Below are 19,549 nucleotides of genomic sequence, written 5' to 3' on the forward strand. Positions count from 1 at the left end.
CTGTAGGAGCGGGTTTACCCGCGAAAGGTCCAAGCCTGAAAAAGTAGTAGCCTCAGGAGCCCACCGATGTTCAAGACCATCGAAGCCCACATACGCCAGCAGGTCGCGCCCGCCGCCCTGCGCGCCGAGTTCCGCCAGCACGAATTCGAGTCCATGCGCTCGTTCTGCCTGCTGGTATTCTCGATCAGCGTCCTGATCTGGCTGGTCTTCGACCTGATCGTCAGCTTCCTCGGCGACCAAGGCTTCACCTGGCTGTCCTTCCTGTTCATCGCCCTGCTCGGCAGCCTGATCGTAGTGCTGCATTTCACCCGCCGCAGCCATCACTTCGACGTGCTCAACCTGCTGTTCATTACCGTCATCACCCTGGGCATGCGCCTGGTGATCGAAGGCATCCCGATAGCCCTGCGCCCGGTGTGGTTGGTGCTCGGGGTGTCCACCGTGCTGTATGCCATGTCGGTGCTACCGGTGCGGCGCTGGTCATTCTTCTGCGCCATGGTCATCACCTGGGTGATGCTTAATCCGTTCTACCACACCCGCATCGAGCCCGATGCGCTCGAAGGCGCCATGCTGATCAGCTATGCCGTGTTTCTAAGCGGCCTGGTCAGCTACAGCTACCTGCAGATCCGCAAGGCCAAGCTGCACAATTTCTACCTGTCCAAGGTGTTGCTGGAGCAAGCCTACGTCGATGCCCTGACCGACATTCCCAACCGCCGCTCGTTCATGGCCCAGGCCGACCGCCAGCTGCGGATGGCGACGTCCGGGCAGTACCTGGCCATGATCGATATCGACAATTTCAAGCGGGTCAATGACCGTTTCGGCCATGACGTGGGCGACGAAGTGCTCAAGCGCGTGGCCCTGCATATCAAGACAAGCATGGCCGATCAGGCGTTTGCCCGGCTGGGAGGTGAAGAGTTCGCGATCTTCTTCGAAGGGCTGGATCAGCAAGGGGCCGAGCAGCGAGTGGCCGCGCTGTGCCAGCGCGTGCGCGAGGACGCTGGCGAGCACCCGGTCACCATCAGCATTGGCCTGGCCAAGGTAGACCGGGGAGAGAGCCTGACCACCGCGCTGGTCCGCGCCGATCAGGCATTATATGAAGCCAAGCACACTGGCAAGGACCGCTTTGTGTCGTGGTCCAGCGAGCTGGCAGAGCAGGATTAGCAGGCCCGTCTCTTCGCGGTTGCAGCGCCCCTATCCGCCGGCGGGCAAACGAATCCTGAACTGCGCCCCACCCAGCGCCGACTGCGCCAGGGTCAAGGTGCCACCCTGCCCCTCGATCGCCCGCCGGCTGATGGCCAACCCCAGGCCAAAACCACCGGTGTTGCGATCGCGACTGCGGTCCAGACGGTAGAACGGCTGGAAAACCCGCTCGCGCTCCTCCACAGGGACGCCAATCCCGTCATCCTCCACCGTCAGCAGGCAGGCGCCATCGGCTTCCAGGCGCAAGCGCAGCAACAGGCTTTCATCGCAATAGCGCATGGCATTGCGCACCAGGTTCTGCACCGCGCGCGCCGTCAGTCGCGGGTCCAGTACAAAGCGCGGCAACTCACCCTCGGCCCGCACTTCCCACTGGATACCCCGGCCATCGAGTTCCTCGGCAAAGCCCCCAAGCACACTGTCGACCAGCTCCAGCAGCGATACCTCCACCCGCTCCCGCGCCTGGTCGGCGTTGTACAACCGGCTATAGGACAGCAGCTCCAGCACCAGTTCATCCAGCTCGCGCACATGCCCGACCAGTTCCAGCAGGCGCTTGCGGCTGGCTGGCGGCACTTCGTCGAACAGCAGCACCAGGCCGAAGTCCAGCCGGGTCAGTGGCGTGCGTAACTCGTGCGATACCGCATTGAGCAGTTCACGCTGCTGGTTGACATGGCGTTCCAGGTCACTGGCCATGGTGTCGAATACCCCGGCCAGTTCACCAATGTTGGAGTGAGGCGAAATGTGCGTACGCTCGGCCATCTGCCCCTGGCCCAGGCGCCGAGCGGTCTCCTTGAGGCGCTCCAGATCACGCCAGTGCGGCCAAACCCACAGTAGCAGGCAACCCAGCATGGCTGCACCAATCAACACGGTCACGCCCCACGACAGCACGTTGATGTCCAGCGGGTCTGGCGGGGAATGCAGGCGTATCAGCCACTCCTTGTCCAGCGGCGCCAACACCGTCTCGTAATAGCCCCACTCGGCAATGCGCACTGCGTACAGGCCATGCTCCAGGCGCGCCTGCTCCTCATCGCTCAAACCGGCCTGATCCCTGCGCAGCAGCTGCAGTTCCAGTGGCGCGAAATCACTGGCCAGTTCCTGCTCCACCGCTGGCCACTGCTCGCGCGGGGCCTGGCGGAACTGGCGCACGATCAACGCTTGTACACCCTTGGCCTGATCCAGGTTGTAGGCCATGAACCGGTCGCGGAACAGGCCGACGATGGTGTCAGGGATGAACAGCAATGCACCGGCATAGGCGACGATGATCACCAGGTACAACCGCACCAGGATCTTGAGCATGGCCGATCAGCACTCCCACTCGACACGGCTGAACAGGTAGCCCTTGCCCCACACGGTCTTGATCTTGCGCGCTTCGCCGGCGTTGTCGTCGAACTTGCGCCGCAGTTTGGAAATGGCCACGTCAACGGAGCGATCGGTGCCATTGAACTCGATGCCACGCAGCTGTTGCAGGATACGGTCGCGGTTCATCACCTCACCAGCATTGCGCGCCAGCACCACCAGCAGGTTGTACTCACCGCTGGACAGCTCCACCTCCTCGCCGCGCCAACTCACCGTGCGCTCGGCCAGGTCGATACGCAGGCCACCAATCAGGATCAGGTCGTTGTCCAGGCGCGGTTCGTTGACACTGCTGCGGCGCAGCAGCGTGCGCACCCGGGCCAGCAGCACGCGTGGCTCACAGGGTTTGGTCACGTAGTCGTCGGCCCCCATTTCCAGGCCTAGCACCTGGTCATGGCTATCGTCGCGGGCCGTCAGCATGAGGATTGGCAGGGTCTGCGACTCCTGGCGCAGCAGCCGGCACAGCTGCAGGCCATCGATGCCCGGCAGCATCAGGTCAAGGATGACCAGGTCAGGCCTTTGCCGACGGTACTCGTCCAGCACATGATCGCCCCGGGCGATCACCTGGACATGGAAGTCGTTGCGTTGCAGGTAGCTGGCGATCAGCTCGGACAGGGCGCTGTCGTCTTCGACCAGGAAAATGTTCGGCATAGGTGCTTGGCGTCTGGGTTGAAGTAAGCCTGTGGCGAGCGCTTCGCGGGTAAACCCGCTGCTGCAGGTCCCCGTAGGAGCGGGTTCACCCGCGAAGAGGCCAGCACAGGCCCATGCAGAATATAGAACCCAACCACTCGACAGGATCATTCTTCACACTTTTTCACACTCGCCCTACAGGTATTAACAGCCGCCCAGGCAGCGTCTGCCTTAGCATATACACGGTCATCATCGGAAGATCCGCATGCCTACTACCCTCTCCCCGTGCCTGCGCCCGTTGGCGCTCATGGCCTTGCTGAGCCTGTCCCTGGCCGGCTGCAGCGACAGCGCCGAGCCAGACGAACAGGCCCCCACCGCGCAAGTGCGCGTAGAAACCCTGCAACTGCAGCCACTGGCCATCAGCAGTGAACTCAGCGGCCGTATCCTCGCGCCACGCACCGCCGAAGTGCGTGCGCGGGTCGCAGGCGTGGTGCTCAAGCGGGTGTACCGCGAAGGCAGCGACGTCAAGCAGGGTGATGTACTGTTCCTGATCGACCCGGCGCCGTTCAAGGCCGACCATGACAGCGCCCGCGCCACACTGGCCAAGGCCGAAGCCACCCGGTACCAGGCGCGCCTGCAAGAGCAGCGCTACCGCGAGCTGGTCGACGACAAAGCCGTCAGCCGCCAGGAATACGACAACGCCAAGGCCAGTTTCCTGCAGGCCGATGCCGAAGTGGCCGAAGCCAGGGCGGCGCTGGAGCGCGCCCGGCTGAACCTCGGCTATGCCACCGTGACCGCGCCGATCTCCGGCCGTATCGGCCGCGCCCAGGTCACCGAAGGCGCGCTGGTCGGGCAAAACGAAACCACCCCGCTGGCGACCATCCAGCAGCTGGACCCGATCCATGCCGATGTCACCCAGTCTACCCGTGAGCTCAACGCGCTGCGCCGCGCCCTGCGCGCTGGCGAATTGCAGCAGGTGGGCGACGGCCAGGCACGCGCCACGCTGATCCAGGATGACGGCAGCGCCTACCCGCTGCCGGGCAAGCTGCTGTTCTCCGACATCAGTGTCGATCCTAGCACCAACCAGATCACCCTGCGCAGCGAGTTCCCCAACCCGGACCTCGACCTGCTGCCTGGCAGCTACGTGCGGGTACGCCTGGAGCAAGCGGTGCAACCCAAGGGCCTGAGCGTGCCGCAACGCGCCATCCTGCGCGACAGCGCCGGTGTGCCCAAGGTGCTGGTGGTAGACCAGCACGCCCGGGTCAGCGACCGCCAGGTTGTACTGGGCAGCGCCCAGGGTGACCGCTGGATCGTCAGCGAGGGCCTGGCGGCCGGTGAGCGGGTGGTGGTCGAGGGCCTGCAGCACGTCAAGGCCGGTGACCAGGTGCAGGTCGACAACACGCCCGCTGCCCCACCCATCGCACAGCATACCGGCCAGTGAGGGCCTGATTCATGCCGCAATTCTTCATCGATCGCCCGGTATTCGCCTGGGTGGTCGCACTGTTCATCCTGCTGGCCGGCGCGCTGGCCATCCCGCAACTACCGGTGGCCCAGTACCCCAACGTGGCACCGCCGCAGGTGGAAATCTACGCCGTGTACCCGGGCGCCTCGGCGGCGACCATGGACGAAAGCGTGGTCAGCCTGATCGAACAGGAGCTCAACGGCGCCGACAACCTGCTGTACTTCGAGTCGCAGAGCAGCCTGGGCAGCGCTACCATCACCGCCACCTTCGCCCCGGGTACCCACCCGGACCTGGCCCAGGTCGACGTGCAGAACCGCCTGAAGGTGGTCGAGTCGCGCCTGCCGCGCCCGGTCACTCAGCAGGGCCTGCAGGTGGAGAAAGTGTCCACCGGCTTCCTGCTGTTGGCGACCCTCACCTCCGAAGACGGCAAGCTCGATGAAACCGCGCTGTCGGACATCCTTGCACGTAACGTGATGGACGAGATCCGTCGCCTCAAGGGCGTCGGCAAGGCCCAGTTGTATGGCTCCGAACGGGCCATGCGCATCTGGATCGACCCGCGCAAGCTGATCGGTTTCAACCTCACGCCCAACGATGTGGCCGAAGCCATCGCCGCGCAGAACGCCCAGGTCGCCCCTGGCAGCATCGGCGATCTGCCCAGCCGCAGCACCCAGGAAATCACCGCCAACGTGGTGGTCAAAGGCCAGTTGAGCAGCCCCGACGAGTTTGCTGCCATTGTCCTGCGTGCCAACCCGGACGGCTCCACGGTCACCATCGGGGATGTCGCCCGGGTTGAAATCGGTGCCCAGGAATACCAGTACGGCACGCGCCTGAACGGCAAACCGGCCACGGCCTTCAGCGTGCAGTTGTCACCCGGCGCCAACGCCATGGAAACCGCTACCCTGGTACGGGCGAAGATGCAGGACCTGGCGCGCTACTTCCCGGAAGGCGTCAAGTACGACATCCCCTACGACACCTCGCCGTTCGTCAAGGTGTCGATCGAGCAGGTCATCAACACCCTGTTCGAGGCCATGCTGCTGGTGTTCGCAGTCATGTTCCTGTTCCTGCAGAACCTGCGCTACACGCTGATCCCGACCCTGGTCGTGCCAGTGGCATTGATGGGCACCTTCGCCGTGATGCTGGCCATGGGCTTCTCGGTCAATGTGCTGACACTGTTCGGCATGGTGCTGGCCATCGGCATTCTGGTCGACGATGCCATCGTGGTGGTGGAGAACGTCGAGCGCATCATGGCCGAAGAAGGCTTGCCGCCCAAGCAAGCCACGCGCAAGGCCATGGGCCAGATCAGCGGTGCAATCGTCGGCATCACGCTGGTGCTGGTGGCGGTATTCCTGCCCATGGCCTTCATGCAAGGCTCGGTGGGGGTGATCTACCAGCAGTTCTCGCTGTCGATGGCGGTGTCGATCCTGTTCTCGGCGTTTCTCGCCCTCAGCCTGACCCCGGCATTATGCGCCACCCTGCTCAAGCCCGTGGCCAAGGGCGAGCACCATGAACGCAAAGGCTTTTTCGGCTGGTTCAATCGCCGCTTCGAAAGCATGAGCAACGGCTACCAGCGCTGGGTGGTGCAGGCGCTCAAGCGCAGTGGCCGCTACCTGCTGGTGTACGCGGTGCTGCTGGCGGTGCTGGGCTACGGCTTCAGCCAGCTGCCTACGGCGTTCCTGCCTACCGAAGACCAAGGCTACACCATCACCGACATTCAGCTGCCACCGGGCGCCAGCCGCATGCGCACCGAACAGGTAGCCGCGCAGATCGAGGCGCACAACGCCGAAGAACCGGGCGTGGGCAACACCACCTTGATCCTCGGCTTCAGCTTCTCCGGTAGCGGGCAGAACGCGGCGCTGGCCTTCACCACCCTCAAGGACTGGTCCGAGCGCGGCGCCGACGACAGCGCCCAGTCGATCGCCGACCGCGCGACCATGGCCTTCACCCAGCTCAAGGACGCGATTGCCTATTCGGTACTGCCGCCCCCCATTGACGGCCTCGGTGAGTCGACCGGTTTCGAATTTCGCCTTCAGGACCGTGGCGGCATGGGCCACGCCGAGCTGATGGCAGCCCGTGACCAGTTGCTCGAAAGCGCCAGCAAAAGCAAGGTGCTGACCAACGTGCGCGAAGCCTCGCTGGCGGAAAGCCCGCAGGTGCAACTGGAAATCGACCGCCGCCAGGCTAATGCGCTGGGTGTGTCGTTTGCCGATATCGGCACGGTGCTGGACGTGGCCGTGGGCTCCAGCTACGTCAACGATTTCCCCAACCAGGGCCGCATGCAGCGGGTGGTGGTGCAGGCCGAAGGTGACCAGCGCAGCCAGGTCGAAGACTTGCTGAACATTCACGTGCGCAACGACAGCGGCAAGATGGTGCCACTGGGCGCGTTCGTGCAGGCCAGGTGGGTCAGCGGCCCGGTGCAACTGACCCGCTACAACGGTTACCCGGCGGTATCGATCTCAGGCGAGCCTGCCGCCGGCTACAGCTCGGGCGAGGCCATGGCCGAAGTCGAGCGGCTGGTGTCGCAGCTACCGGCCGGTACCGGCCTGGAATGGACCGGCCTGTCACTGCAGGAGCGGCTGTCCGGTAGCCAGGCCCCCCTGCTGATGGCGCTGTCGCTGCTGGTGGTGTTCCTGTGCCTGGCAGCGCTGTACGAAAGCTGGTCGATCCCGACTGCGGTGCTGCTGGTCGTTCCGCTCGGTGTGCTCGGTGCGGTGCTGGCGGTGACCTTGCGCGGCATGCCCAACGACGTGTTCTTCAAGGTTGGCCTGATTACCCTGATCGGCCTGTCGGCGAAGAACGCCATCCTGATCATCGAGTTCGCCAAGCATCTGGTTGACCAGGGCGTGGACGCCGCCGACGCCGCCGTGCAAGCGGCCCGCCTGCGCCTGCGGCCGATCGTGATGACGTCGCTGGCGTTCATCCTCGGCGTGGTGCCCCTGGCCATCGCCAGCGGCGCAAGCTCTGCCAGCCAGCAGGCGATTGGCACCGGGGTGATCGGCGGCATGCTCAGCGCCACCCTGGCGGTGGTGTTCGTACCGGTGTTCTTCGTGGTGGTGATGCGCCTGTCCGGGCGACGCCAGGCGCATGACAGCGACGGGCAACCCGTGCCCCGCGAAAGCTGACTGGACAAGCCCCGCCTGAAATGGGAGGGTTCTCGGCAATGACTGCCCGGAACCCTTTTTCATGCCTGACGCACTCCCCCCCTGCTCCATCCTCATTCTCGCCGGTGGCCGCGGCCAGCGCATGGGCGGCCGTGACAAGGGCCTGGTGGACTGGCAAGGCGAGCCGTTGATTGCACATGTTCATCGAGCGGTGCGGCCACTGAGCGACGACCTGGTGATTTCCTGCAATCGCAACCAGGCGGCATACCAGGCATACGGCGACCGGTTGGTGGGCGATGCAGAAGCCGACTTCCCCGGGCCGCTGGCGGGGGTGATTGCCGGGCTCAGGGTGGCACGTCATGCGTGGGTGGTGGTGCTGGCTTGCGATGCGCCGCTGGTTGATCGCGAATTGATCGAGGGCCTGCTGCGGTTGGCAGTGGCCGGTAACAGCGCGGCAATGGTGCGTCAGGGTGGTTTCTGGCAGCCGATGTTCAGCGTACTGCCCAAGCGGGTGTTGCCGGTGCTGGAGCAGGCCTGGGCAGCGGGTGAGCGGAGTTTGCAGAAGGCCCTGCTGCGCGAGGCGGTGCAAGGGCTGGAGTGCGCCGAGAGTGATCGCCGGCTAAGCAACTTCAACAGCCCGGAGCGGCTGCAGGACTGAGGGCATGACACCGTTAACACAGGTAGTTCACTGGCCAGCAGGGCCGCCCTTTCGCGGGTGAACCCGCTCCTACGGGCGAGCGCGCAGGCGGTTCAAATCTTGGGCAAGGCCGTTGCTTTCAGCTCTTCGACACTGATCTCGCGCATCCGGAATTTCTGCACCTTGCCCGTCACCGTCATCGGGAACTCGTCGACAAAACGGAAATACCGGGGCACCTTGAAGTGCGCAATCCTTGCCCTCGCCCACTCACGCAACTCTACCTCACTGACAGCATGCCCCGGGTGCAGCCGCACCCAGGCCACGATCTCTTCACCGTACTTGCTGCAGGGCACGCCAATCACCTGCACATCGGCCACCGCCGGGTGGGTGAAGAAGAACTCCTCCAGCTCGCGCGGGTAAATGTTCTCGCCGCCGCGAATGATCATGTCCTTGCTGCGCCCGACAATACGCACATAGCCCTGCTCGTCCATCACCGCCAGGTCGCCGGTGTGCATCCAGCCCTCTGCGTCGATGCTCTCGGCGGTGGCTTTGGGGTTGTTCCAGTAACCCAGCATCACGCTGTAGCCGCGGGTGCACAGTTCACCGATCTCGCCACGCGGGACAGTGTTGCCTTCAGCGTCCACCACCTTGCTCTCCAGCCGGGGCTGGGTGCGACCGACGCTGGTCACGCGACGCTCCAGGTCGTCAGCGGCACCGGTCTGCAAGGACACCGGGCTGGTCTCGGTCATGCCATAGGCAATCTGCACTTCGGCCATGTGCATCTCGCCAATCACCCGGCGCATCACCTCGATCGGGCAGGTCGCACCGGCCATGATCCCGGTGCGCAGGCTCGACAGGTCGAATTCACCACGCTGTGGATGGTCCAGTTCGGCAATGAACATGGTCGGCACGCCATACAGCGCAGTGGCTTTTTCCTGCGCCACTGCGCGCAGCGTGGCCAGCGGGTCGAAGGCATCGCTGGGGTAAATCAGTGCGCTGCCGTGTGTCATGCAGCCAAGGTTGGCCATGACCATGCCGAAGCAGTGGTACAGCGGCACCGGCACCACCAGCCGATCGTGCTCGGTAAGGCCCAGGCTTTCACCGACCATGTACCCGTTGTTGAGGATATTGCTGTGGCTAAGGGTGGCCCCCTTGGGGAAACCGGTGGTGCCTGAGGTGTACTGGATGTTGATCGGGTCGTCGCAACGCAGTTGTGCCTGGCGCGCGGCCAGGGCCCCGCCGCTGACGGCCTCGGCACGGGCCTGCAATGCGTGCCAGGCCAGAAACCCCGGCGGTGGCGACAGCGCCAGGCTGACCACGCCACGCAGTTCGGGGAACCGCTCGCAGATCAGCGCACCCGGTTGGCTGCTGGCCAGGCCCGGGAGCAGGCCCTGCAGCATGGCGTGGTAATCGGACGTCTTGAATGCGTCGGCACAGATCACCCAGCGGCAGCCGGACTGGCCAAGGGCATAGTCCAGTTCGCTGGAGCGGTAGGCCGGGTTGATGTTGACCAGGATCGCGCCGACCTTGGCGCTGGCGAACTGGGTAATGCACCACTCGGCGCAGTTGGGCGCCCAGATACCAAGACGGTCACCGGGCTGCACGCCCAGGGCCATCAGCGCGCGGGCGTGCTGGTCGACGGCGTCGGCCAGTTGCCGCCACGTGTAGCGCAGGGCCTGATGGTGAACCACCAACGCCTCACGGTCGGGGAAGCGGGCCACGGTGGCGTCGAAGGCGTCGCCGATGCATTGGGTCAGCAGGGGCTTGTCCTGGGTGCCCTGGGTGTAGCTTGGCTGGGGCATGGGCGTTCTCTTGTTGTTCTTGTGTTTTCTGTGCTGGCCTCTTCGCGGGTGAACCCGCTCCTACACAGGAGGCGCCACATTTGGGGCCTGTGGAGGTTTTCGTCGGCGCGGGTTTACCCGCGAAGAAGCACACACCGGTTTAGCGAACGAACACCTGCGGCGTCGTGGTAGACATGTCACCACCCGGCAACTTGATGTTCTTCACCTTTTCCAGCGTATCCGGGTTGAACACCGCCAGGTCGTTGAAGGTGCCGCCCAGGTAAAGCTTGTCGCCCTTCTTGTCGAACGTCACGCAGTAGTAGGTGTGCTCCAGATTAGCCGCCTTGATCAGCTTGCGCTGTTTGATGTCGTACTTGGCCAGGCGGTTGAGCACGCCGTAGATCTGGTTCGGGTCTTTGGGCGAGCGCAGGCCGGTGAAGTACAGCTCGGTCAGGTCGGCGAACTCCTGGGTGTGGGTCTTGCCGGTCTTCAGGTCGATGCTCAGGTAGCCATACAGCGGTTCGGCGGTGGCCGGGTCCTGCTTGTCATCCTTGAACCTGGCAATGGTGTACAGCATGGTGAACTCATGGCGCGGGCTCTGGTGCGGCCAGAAGTACAGCACGTCCGGGGCGCTGTAGCCTTTGCGGTTCCAGTTGCGCAGCGGCAGGGCTACCGAGTATTTGCCGGTCTTCAAGTCCATCTTGTAAATGTCCGGCCCGGCAACGTACAGGCTGCCATCGTCGGAGGCGCGCATCAGGTACACCTGGCGCGGCATCGGGAAGGTGCGTACGGGCTTGGCCTGAAGGCCATCAGCGGTGCTGAACACCTCCAGCCGCGGTGGTTTGACCACGTAATGGTCGTTCAGCCTCTGGGTCGGGTTGACCGTGGCATACACCTCTTTGCCGTCTGGGCTGATGGCGAACGAATAGATCGACCGGCCGACTTCACCGGCTACGCTGGACAGGTTGGCGTGGAAGGTGTTCTTGCAGGTGTCCAGGTCGATGCCGTAAATGTCGCCGTAATGGTTGTTGAGCACGTAGGCGGTGCGGTTGTCCGGCGCCATCATTGCGGTGCCAGGGCCGAACTTGTCGGGCATCCGGCAGCTCTTGTAGACCGTGTCACTGGCCACATCGACCACATGCAGGTTGTTCGGGTAGTTGGTCACGATCATGTATTCGTGGCCAGCCTTGAGTGCCGGGCCAGTGTCGTCGGCCTGTGCCTGCCCGGCGCAAGCCATGGCGGCGATGGTGAGCGCCAATGGCGCGCAGCGTCCAGCTTTCATGCGGTTTCCCCTTGTCATTCTTGTTGGGCCGTCACTTGTCTTTCGGGAACACGGTGCCGAGGTTGCGCCAGTCCTCTGCCGAGTTGGACGCCTGGGCGTTCCAGTCCTGGTAGGTGCTCATCATGTCCGGCACCTGGGCCGGCCACCAGCAAGGGTCGGAACAACCATAAAGGTCAGCCTCCATCGGCTGGCACAGCGAGCTCACGCCGCCAAAGGCGTCCACCTCCCAGCCCGGGTCGGTAGTGGCCGTGCAGCCTGCCACCGCGCTCATTGCCATCACTTCTTCGACACGGTCTTCGGCGGCGGCCTGCTCCAGGATGCGCGCCTTGTTGTTCAGGGGCTTCAAGTGCTTCATGTCAATGCGCCTTCCGCGGGGTGATGTAGCGATCGATGAAGGCCGGGTTGACGGCCATGATGCGGCTGTAGACTTCAATGCCGAAGTCCACCCAGTCGCGCATCAGTTCGCAGTAGTGGTAAGTCGGGTGCTGCGGGTCGCCGTAGCGCGCATAGCTTTCGTGGTAGCAGCCGCCGGAGCACAGGTTGCGAATACGGCAGCTTTCACAGCCGGTGTTGCTGCGGTCCAGGCGCTGCGACAGGAAGTCGTTGAGCTGCGCCTGCTTCACGCCCTGGTGCACGTTACCGAAGGTGGGCAGGCTGGAGCCGGTGAAGCGGTGGCACAGGTTCAGCTCACCTTCGTGGTCCACCGCCAGCATCTTCAACCCGGCGCCACACGGCAGGGCCTTCTTGTGGCCTTCGTGGATGTCGGTGATCAACTGGTGCAGGTTGGAGAAGCCGATGTTGCGGTGCTCCAGTGCCGCCTCCAGGTAGCGCCGGCCGAGTGCCTTCATGTTGGCGAAGACCTGCACCAGCTCTTCGCCAGTGAGGTTGAAGTCGGCCATGTCGCCAGAGGTAACCGGGGCAAAGCCGACCTCGGCGAAACCCATTTCGTTGAACAGGTGGTTCCAGATGGTTTCAACGTCGGTAATGCCACGGGTCAGCGTGACCCGCGCCCCCACCGGCCGGCTGGTGTAGCGCGACAGCAGCAGGTCGGCCTTGCGCCGCACCACGTCATAGGTGCCCTGCCCGCCCACGGTGATACGGTTGCGGTCGTGCACGGTCTTGGGGCCATCGATGCTGATCGACAGGCCAAAGCGGTGGGCGTTGAGCCAATCGATGATTTCTTCGGTCAGCAAGGTAGCGTTGGTGGTCATGATGAACTCCACCTGCTTGCCCGCCTCGGCGAACCGCCGCTCGCAGTAAGCCACCATGTGCTCGATCAACGGCCGGTTGGACAGCGGTTCGCCACCGAAGAACACCACGCTGTAGCGCTGCTCGTTGGGTGATTCCTTGAGCAGCATCTCCACCGAGGCTTCGGCGGTGGCGGTACTCATCTTCTTGCCGGCGGAAGGCTTGTCCAGGTCTTCCTTGTAGCAATAGGTGCAGCTGAGGTTGCAACCGGTGTTGACGTTGAGCACCACGGTGTTGAGCGCGGTGCGCTCGACTTGCCTGAGGGCGATTTCCGGGGTCAGCGGCGAGCCGTCGCTGACCAGCTCCAGCGCGATCAGTTCGCGCAGGGTGTCCTGGATATCGTCGCCAGCAAACTGCTGGCCAAGGCGCTGCATCAGCTCCTCGGCCGAGCAGCCTTGCTGGCGCAAGGTGTCGATGATGCCGCCGGTCACCGCGTCAGCGGTGAACAGCGAACTGCTGGGGATATGGAACAGCATGCGGTCGGCATCAACCTGTACTTCGTGCAGGTTGCGTTCGACCAGGTTCAGTAGTACGCCCATGGCGACCTCCCGATAATCGATCCGTTGGAAAACCGTTGCAGCCTGCCGTTACGGCAGCGGCGGGTTGTTCCAGCGCTGTACGGTGACGATCATGTGCCCTTCGCCGGTCTGGCCACCGTCGGCCAGCGTGGCGATGACCTTCAGGTTACCGGCGTTGTTGGTCATCATCTTGCGCTCAGGGTTGGGCCCGGCACCGCCTGGCACGAACACACCGTCGGCCTGCATCTGCCCGGCGAACTTGACGTCTTCATCCTCGACAGCACGCTCGTTGAACGGCTCGACCTTCCAGCTGGCCGGCAGGTAGCCGATACGCAGCGGCTGGCCATTGGCATCCTTGCCCCAGGCTTCGGCCTCGAAACGCCCCTGCACTTTCGGCACGGAGGCACCGTTCTCGCCAATGCGCGCGATGGAGAACGCCGGCACGACCTTCACTTCGTCGACCTTGTCGTAAACCGCCAGGTTCACGCCCTTGAGCGCACCTACCGCCACCTCGCGCAGCCCTGGCCTGGCATCGGACGCGGCGCGGGCCTTGACCCTTACCAGGGTCGGGGTCTGCTCCAGCACTTCGGTCACTTCCACCCCGGCACCCAGTTCCGGCTTGCCAGTCAGGCCGCTGCCAACCAGGGTGATTTCGCTTTCGCCTCCAGCCTTGATGAACGCCGGTTGTACCGCCAGCAACTGCGCCTTGCCTTCTTTTACGGCGCTGAAATCCAGGCCGCGCTCATCGTGATCGGCTTCGAACATACGGCCTTTCATCTCGCCATCCAGCGCGGCGAACACCTGGCGCAGGTTGGCATCGCCAACCTTCACATTGCCCCGCCATTCATAACCGTTGTACAGGATGGCCGAGCCGCTGCCGTTGAACGGTGTACCGTCGGCGTAAGCGCCCTTGACCTCGACCTTGAAGGTATCGCCCTCTCCGGCCGTGACGCTCATCACCCCACGTACATCGCCCTTGGCCAGCATATGGCCGCTGAATGCCCACTTCCCCGGCAGTACGTCCGCCTTGGGTTTGGCCTTCTGCCATTCGTCCCAGGCCGCGCTATCCATCGGGAAGCGCTTGGCAAGGTCCGGCACCACTTGCTGCAGGGCGATCGGCAGCCAGTCGCGGTCACGCGCCTGGGCCTGGTATTCAAGGGACGGCCATTGGCCAAGGTGGAAGTGGACCAGGTGTTCCCACTCCTTGGCCGGGCGCCGTTGCAAGGCGACACGGGCACCCGAGTGGCAACGGCCACAGGTCTCGCTGAGCTGGGTGTCGAAGTGCTCGACAGTATTGAGCCGACGCTCCATGGCGTAGCGCACGCCATCGGTTTCGCTGGGCGCCAGGCCCTGTTTGTCGGCCAGGTATTTGACCAGCGTGCGACGATCGTCGTCGCTGATCTGAAGGCCATGCATCACCTGCATGCGGGCGATGCTCATCAGCCAGCCTTCCGGTGTCTTGCGCTGGTGGCTGATGCGGCTATAGGTGTCGTTGCCTTCGGGGATATGGCACCCCATGCACTTGTTCTGCAACAGGCTCGGGCCCTGCTCGGCCGCCATGGCCTGGGTGCTCAGCAGCGCGGCGGCGACCAGCGCCAGTTTGCCCGCATGCCGCCGGAGTCGAGTCGTCTTCAAGGTCAGACCTCCACGGTTGTTGTTCTTATCGTTTTCGCACGCTTTGGTACAGCAGGTGTGCATGTGACGGTTGTGATACAGGAACTGTGCCAGTTAGGGTAAAAGCGTTTTCTTTCAACCCTTTAAGCGGTTTTCGGGGCTTGGCCAGGAGCCGGGATGGCCATTTGCAGCGTGCCATTTCGCGACAGGGTGTTTCATGTTGAGACAGGGCCCGCGAAGAGGCCGAACAGGCACTGTTTCACCACCGTCTCACAGCGTCTCAATGTGCAACAGCGCAACCCGGCAATCGCACCTTTGCGCTCAGGCAAAACCCAACGCCCACAACGCTTTGCGGCCATCTGCCCAGGTTGGCACGGGCATTGCGCCAGTGCCCGTCACATCCAATGACAAGAGGCACAGCCCCATGCTTTCCGAACTGCCCATCCTGCCCGCCACCCGCGCCTTTCTCGAACGCAAGCTGAAGATGCGCATCGGTGCCGACTGGCAGGACGCCGCCAGCGGTCGCACCCTGTCGTTCCGCAACCCGGCCACCGGCGAAGTGCTGGGTGAAGTGCCTGCCGCCGAGGCCGAAGATGTCGACCGCGCCGTGCGCGCTGCACGCCAGGCCTTCGACGACTCGCCCTGGAGCCGCATGCGCCCACGCGAGCGGCAGAACCTGCTGTGGCGCCTGGCCGACCTGATGGAGCGCGATGCGCGCCAGCTGGCCGAACTGGAATGCCTGAACAATGGCAAGAGCGCAGCCGTGGCCCAGGTGATGGACGTGCAACTGGCCATCGACTTCCTGCGCTATATGGCGGGCTGGGCCACCAAGATCGAGGGTAGCACCGTCGAAGCGTCCATGCCGCTGATGCCCAACGACCAGTTCCACGGCTTCGTGCGTCGCGAGGCAGTGGGCGTGGTTGGCGCCATCGTTGCCTGGAACTTCCCACTGCTGCTGGCCTGCTGGAAGCTCGGCCCGGCACTGGCCACCGGCTGCACCGTGGTGCTCAAGCCTGCCGATGAAACCCCACTGAGCGTGCTCAAGCTGGCCGAGCTGGTCGACGAGGCCGGCTACCCGGCCGGCGTGTTCAACGTGGTTACCGGTACTGGCCTGAACGCCGGCGCCGCGCTCAGCCGCCACCCCGGCGTAGACAAACTGACCTTCACCGGCTCCACCGAGGTCGGCAAGCTGATCGGCAAGGCGGCCATGGACAACATGACCCGCGTCACCCTGGAACTGGGCGGCAAGTCGCCGACCATCGTCATGCCCGACGCCAACCTGCAGGAAGCCGCAGCCGGTGCGGCCACGGCCATCTTCTTCAACCAGGGCCAGGTGTGCTGCGCAGGCTCGCGGCTGTATGTGCACCGCAAGCACTTCGACAATGTGGTGGCCGACATCGCCGGGATTGCCAATGCCATGAAGCTGGGCAACGGGCTGGACCCGGCGGTGCAGATGGGCCCGCTGATTTCAGCCAAGCAGCAGGACCGCGTCACCGGCTACATCGAGCTAGGCCGCGAACTGGGCGCCACCATCGCCTGCGGGGGTGAAGGTTTCGGGCCTGGTTACTTCGTCAAGCCGACGGTGATTGTCGATGTGGACCAGCGTCACCGCCTGGTGCAGGAAGAAATCTTCGGGCCGGTGCTGGTGGCGATGCCATTCGATGACATCGACGAAGTGATCGGCATGGCCAACGACAACCCCTATGGCCTGGGTGCAAGCATCTGGTCCAACGACCTGGCCGCCGTGCACCGCATGATCCCGCGCATCAAGTCCGGCTCGGTGTGGGTCAACTGCCACAGCGCGCTGGACCCGGCGCTGCCGTTTGGTGGCTACAAGATGTCTGGCGTTGGTCGTGAGATGGGTTCAGCGGCCATCGAGCATTACACGGAGCTGAAATCGGTGTTGATCAAGCTCTGATCCTTTTTCCTGTACCGGCCTCTTCGCGGGTAAACCCGCTCCTACACCAGGTATCACATGCCCTGTAGGAGCGGGTTCACCCGCGAAGAGGCCGGCACAGGCAACAAAAAAACAACAATAAAAACCATGGAGCAACCCCATGAGGCACACACTCGCCTGCACATTGGCCCTGCTGTTAACTGCCCCCGCCAGCCAAGCCTACGAGCTGTACAACCACGATGGCACCACCCTCAACGCCAACCTCGAAGCCCTGTTCGGCGTCTTCCACAGCGACGAAAGCTTCAACCAGGCTGGCAACCGCCAACCCGGCAGCACCGCCTGGCAGGAAGGCTACGTAAAATACGGCCTCAGCGGCAGCCAGACCCTGGCCGATAGCGGCACCCTCTACGGCGCCTTCAGCCTGCTCAGTTCCGCCACCTGGGGCGATGGCGACGCCGCCGGCCTGACCCTGGGTGACGAACGCCGCACCGCCATCGAAGACCTGTACCTGGGCTGGCGCTCGGCCAACCTGTTCCCGGCGCTGGGTGAAGATGGCGTGGACATTTCCGGTGGCCGCCAGGTCGTCACCCTGGGTGATGGTTTCCTGATTCAGGGTGACCCGGTCAACCTGGGCAAGGTCGACCTGGGGGCCAACTTCGACCGCGGCGGTGCCTACTACCTGGCCGCGCGCAAGGCCTTCGACCGCACCGCCGTGCTGCGCCTGGGCGGCAACCAGGGCTGGCGCGGTGACCTGATGTGGTTGAAGTCCGACAACCATTACCAGGCCGACACTTCCCTGGCGGTAGCCAACCTGGAGCACGTCGCCGATACCGGCACCGTCGGCCTGAGCTGGATCCGCGGCCTCGACGTGGACCAGCGCTACGCGCAGATCATGGGCCTGGAACACCGCGACGGCATGGACACCGCCAGCCTGCGCGGGCGCGGCAACCTGGGCGTCAAAGACCTGGAGCTGGCCGCCGAGTACGTGACTCAGGACAAGACCGACGGGCGCGAGAATGCCTGGTACCTGGAGGGCAACTGGACCTTCTCCCAACTGCCCTGGTCACCCACCGCCACCTACCGCTACAGCCGCTTCTCCGAAGGCTTAGACCCGCTGTTCTATGGCCTGAGCCGGGGCTACGGAACCTGGTTCCAGGGTGAAGTGGCAGCCAACTATGCCGGGCCCTTCAACAAGAACAGCCAGGTGCACCATGTAGCGCTGAAGGGCAAGCCACGGGACAACCTGACCGTCGGCGCGCTGTACTTCGACTTCGACACGCTGGACACCGACCAGGGCAACCTTGGCGGGCGCGAGTTGGACCTGTATGTGGAATGGATGGTCAACGACCACCTGCTGATCAGCCCGGTGGTGGGGTTCTACAAACCGGAGCGCAGTGCGGCCAATGGCGGTACGCAGCTGGGTGGGCGGGATACCGGGACTTACCTGCAGTTGATTGTCGGGACCTTTTTCTGATTAGAAATCCCGGGCCGCTTTGCGGCCCATCAGCACATCTGCCAAACCAGGCGTTCAAGCGTAATGGCTCGCCGATTTTTTGCTCATACTTTTCATCCTGCAGTACCTGACCGGCACACCGCGAGGAAGCCCCCTATATATTGGTTAATACGCTCGTGGTCCGCCCTGTCGCGTCCAGACTTTAAGATCTTCGGGCAATGTAGGTAGCAATTTAACAATCGACAATCAACCGGGGTGAATGTATTGATCGAGCCACGAACGAGTGGGGTCTGAGCTTCAGCAGGCAATGCCTCCATAGACCCTGTCAATTTTGCCAGTAGCTTCTTGTCTCTCAAGCTGCACATCATTCATCTTCGATGGATGATTTTCTGAGAGAACCGGAGATTGACATGAGATTTTTTTATCAAGGCGCACATCAACATAGCTGCATCGAGAAAACCACTGCCCGTACAGCTTTTCGCCAGGGCGAGCAACTGCTCGCACTGCAGCAATCAGGTTTGCTGCCGCGTACATCGTTAATGCCAACAGACGTGGCCAACTCCGTTTTTGAACATGAACGCAGAGCTATCGCCTATTCCCCTTATGGCCATGACGGACTGAAAAACCCCATCCATTTCGGATTCAAAGGAGAATACCGCGATACACTTACGGGAAACTATCTTCTGGGCAACGGCTACAGGCTATACAATCCGGTTATTATGCGATTCCAAAGTCCCGATCATGATGCTCCATTCGATCGGGGTGGAATTAATGCCTATACCTACGTGTTGGGCGACCCCATAAACTTACGAGACCCTTCTGGGCATCAACCCATCGGTATCGGAAAAATAGCCTTTAGCTATGAAGGCTGGGCTGCGAGGTTGGATGATCTTGCAGTTTTCTGGACCTCGGACTTGTCAAGTCCCACCGGGCTCGTCTTGAACATCTACGGGCATGGAGCACCAGGAAAAATTCAGATGAGTCGGGGTAACCTGATATCGGGTACCAAGATGCTAGCGGCCCTCAACGATGAGCTGGGCATCGATGCTTCCCAACAACCCATCCATCTAATCTCCTGTTACTCTGCAAACCGTCCTCATGGCGGTGGACTTTCGATGATGGAACAACTCATGAACAAGACTCAATCATCTGTGACGGGATATCAGGGCCCCGTACACGTCCGTGAGGTGTATACCCCTGACCGCTATGCAATCGAAATTGTCGAGTCCAACACTTTCAAGCCAGGCTCAGAAAACCATAAGAAATTTCTCTACCATCCGGTGACAATTTCTCCAGGCAATACGGAGGCCTTAGCTCTTCATCCCAGGGATAATTACTCATTAAGCAATAACATCAGACGGCTGTAAGAGTGAACGTGCCCC

Annotated in this window: 14 protein-coding genes; 7 read left to right on the forward strand and 7 right to left on the reverse strand. The window is 63.0% G+C overall.

What is annotated here, in order from left to right:
• Positions 1-66 precede the first annotated feature (66 nt).
• The gene (locus tag ACF8O8_RS11760) at positions 67-1,158 is read left to right on the forward strand and encodes a diguanylate cyclase (protein WP_010954318.1); all 1,092 of its coding nucleotides are present in this window, start codon (positions 67-69) and stop codon (positions 1,156-1,158) included.
• A gap of 30 nt (positions 1,159-1,188) precedes the next feature.
• Here ACF8O8_RS11760 and ACF8O8_RS11765 read toward each other — a convergent pair whose 3' ends face one another.
• Positions 1,189-2,490, reverse strand: a complete 1,302-nt coding sequence (locus ACF8O8_RS11765) for an ATP-binding protein (protein WP_392509739.1) — start codon at positions 2,488-2,490, stop codon at positions 1,189-1,191.
• A 6-nt stretch (positions 2,491-2,496) separates the two neighbouring features.
• Positions 2,497-3,198, reverse strand: a complete 702-nt coding sequence (locus tag ACF8O8_RS11770; protein WP_019437505.1) for a response regulator transcription factor — start codon at positions 3,196-3,198, stop codon at positions 2,497-2,499.
• 244 nt (positions 3,199-3,442) lie between these two features.
• Between ACF8O8_RS11770 and ACF8O8_RS11775 the strand changes: the two genes are divergently transcribed.
• The 3 genes from ACF8O8_RS11775 (at position 3,443) to mobA (ending at position 8,395) form a co-directional block, all read left to right on the forward strand.
• The gene (locus ACF8O8_RS11775) at positions 3,443-4,618 is read left to right on the forward strand and encodes an efflux RND transporter periplasmic adaptor subunit (protein ID WP_010954321.1); all 1,176 of its coding nucleotides are present in this window, start codon (positions 3,443-3,445) and stop codon (positions 4,616-4,618) included.
• Between the two features lie 11 nt (positions 4,619-4,629).
• Complete coding sequence (locus tag ACF8O8_RS11780) at positions 4,630-7,758, forward strand: multidrug efflux RND transporter permease subunit (RefSeq protein WP_392509740.1); 3,129 nt, start codon at positions 4,630-4,632, stop codon at positions 7,756-7,758.
• Between the two features lie 61 nt (positions 7,759-7,819).
• Positions 7,820-8,395 (forward strand): molybdenum cofactor guanylyltransferase MobA, encoded by a 576-nt coding sequence (gene mobA, locus ACF8O8_RS11785; RefSeq protein ID WP_392509741.1) that lies wholly within the window; start codon positions 7,820-7,822, stop codon positions 8,393-8,395.
• 92 nt (positions 8,396-8,487) lie between these two features.
• Here the strand turns inward: mobA and ACF8O8_RS11790 are convergent, their stop codons facing one another.
• The 5 genes from ACF8O8_RS11790 to peaA all read right to left on the reverse strand — a co-directional run bounded on the left by ACF8O8_RS11790 (position 8,488) and on the right by peaA (position 14,838).
• Positions 8,488-10,176, reverse strand: a complete 1,689-nt coding sequence (locus ACF8O8_RS11790) for a fatty acid CoA ligase family protein (RefSeq protein WP_392509742.1) — start codon at positions 10,174-10,176, stop codon at positions 8,488-8,490.
• A gap of 139 nt (positions 10,177-10,315) precedes the next feature.
• Positions 10,316-11,437: a quinohemoprotein amine dehydrogenase subunit beta gene (gene peaD / locus ACF8O8_RS11795; protein ID WP_392509743.1), complete on the reverse strand. Its 1,122-nt coding sequence runs from the start codon at positions 11,435-11,437 to the stop codon at positions 10,316-10,318.
• Between the two features lie 31 nt (positions 11,438-11,468).
• Complete coding sequence (gene qhpC / locus ACF8O8_RS11800; RefSeq protein WP_004375838.1) at positions 11,469-11,792, reverse strand: quinohemoprotein amine dehydrogenase subunit gamma; 324 nt, start codon at positions 11,790-11,792, stop codon at positions 11,469-11,471.
• Position 11,793: 1 nt separating this feature from the next.
• Entirely contained in the window at positions 11,794-13,224 is a 1,431-nt protein-coding gene (gene peaB, locus ACF8O8_RS11805) for a quinohemoprotein amine dehydrogenase maturation protein (protein ID WP_084851053.1), read from the reverse strand.
• A gap of 48 nt (positions 13,225-13,272) precedes the next feature.
• Complete coding sequence (gene peaA / locus ACF8O8_RS11810; RefSeq protein WP_049587725.1) at positions 13,273-14,838, reverse strand: quinohemoprotein amine dehydrogenase subunit alpha; 1,566 nt, start codon at positions 14,836-14,838, stop codon at positions 13,273-13,275.
• A gap of 403 nt (positions 14,839-15,241) precedes the next feature.
• Here peaA and ACF8O8_RS11815 point away from each other — a divergent pair, with 403 nt between their 5' ends.
• The 3 genes from ACF8O8_RS11815 to ACF8O8_RS11825 all read left to right on the forward strand — a co-directional run bounded on the left by ACF8O8_RS11815 (position 15,242) and on the right by ACF8O8_RS11825 (position 19,534).
• Entirely contained in the window at positions 15,242-16,735 is a 1,494-nt protein-coding gene (locus ACF8O8_RS11815; protein ID WP_020192690.1) for an aldehyde dehydrogenase, read from the forward strand.
• Between the two features lie 139 nt (positions 16,736-16,874).
• Complete coding sequence (locus ACF8O8_RS11820) at positions 16,875-18,188, forward strand: hypothetical protein (protein ID WP_392509744.1); 1,314 nt, start codon at positions 16,875-16,877, stop codon at positions 18,186-18,188.
• A 389-nt stretch (positions 18,189-18,577) separates the two neighbouring features.
• A complete protein-coding gene (locus ACF8O8_RS11825; protein WP_060544951.1) occupies positions 18,578-19,534 on the forward strand; it encodes an RHS repeat-associated core domain-containing protein in 957 nt (318 codons plus the stop codon).
• The last annotated feature ends 15 nt before the right edge of the window (positions 19,535-19,549 follow it).

The organism is Pseudomonas sp. TYF_14 (genome assembly GCF_043105275.1).
Lineage (GTDB): Bacteria > Pseudomonadota > Gammaproteobacteria > Pseudomonadales > Pseudomonadaceae > Aquipseudomonas > Aquipseudomonas alloputida.

Excerpts from the sequence above, each read along its gene's own strand:
- ACF8O8_RS11770 (WP_019437505.1), bottom strand. The coding sequence starts at position 3,198 with ATGCCGAACATTTTCCTGGTCGAAGACGACAGCGCCCTGTCCGAGCTG.
- ACF8O8_RS11775 (WP_010954321.1), top strand. The coding sequence starts at position 3,443 with ATGCCTACTACCCTCTCCCCGTGCCTGCGCCCGTTGGCGCTCATGGCC.
- ACF8O8_RS11790 (WP_392509742.1), bottom strand. The coding sequence starts at position 10,176 with ATGCCCCAGCCAAGCTACACCCAGGGCACCCAGGACAAGCCCCTGCTG.
- ACF8O8_RS11825 (WP_060544951.1), top strand. The coding sequence starts at position 18,578 with ATGAGATTTTTTTATCAAGGCGCACATCAACATAGCTGCATCGAGAAA.
- ACF8O8_RS11820 (WP_392509744.1), top strand. The coding sequence starts at position 16,875 with ATGAGGCACACACTCGCCTGCACATTGGCCCTGCTGTTAACTGCCCCC.
- ACF8O8_RS11765 (WP_392509739.1), bottom strand. The coding sequence starts at position 2,490 with ATGCTCAAGATCCTGGTGCGGTTGTACCTGGTGATCATCGTCGCCTAT.
- ACF8O8_RS11815 (WP_020192690.1), top strand. The coding sequence starts at position 15,242 with ATGCTTTCCGAACTGCCCATCCTGCCCGCCACCCGCGCCTTTCTCGAA.
- qhpC (WP_004375838.1), bottom strand. The coding sequence starts at position 11,792 with ATGAAGCACTTGAAGCCCCTGAACAACAAGGCGCGCATCCTGGAGCAG.
- peaD (WP_392509743.1), bottom strand. The coding sequence starts at position 11,437 with ATGAAAGCTGGACGCTGCGCGCCATTGGCGCTCACCATCGCCGCCATG.
- ACF8O8_RS11760 (WP_010954318.1), top strand. The coding sequence starts at position 67 with ATGTTCAAGACCATCGAAGCCCACATACGCCAGCAGGTCGCGCCCGCC.
- mobA (WP_392509741.1), top strand. The coding sequence starts at position 7,820 with ATGCCTGACGCACTCCCCCCCTGCTCCATCCTCATTCTCGCCGGTGGC.
- ACF8O8_RS11780 (WP_392509740.1), top strand. The coding sequence starts at position 4,630 with ATGCCGCAATTCTTCATCGATCGCCCGGTATTCGCCTGGGTGGTCGCA.
- peaB (WP_084851053.1), bottom strand. The coding sequence starts at position 13,224 with ATGGGCGTACTACTGAACCTGGTCGAACGCAACCTGCACGAAGTACAG.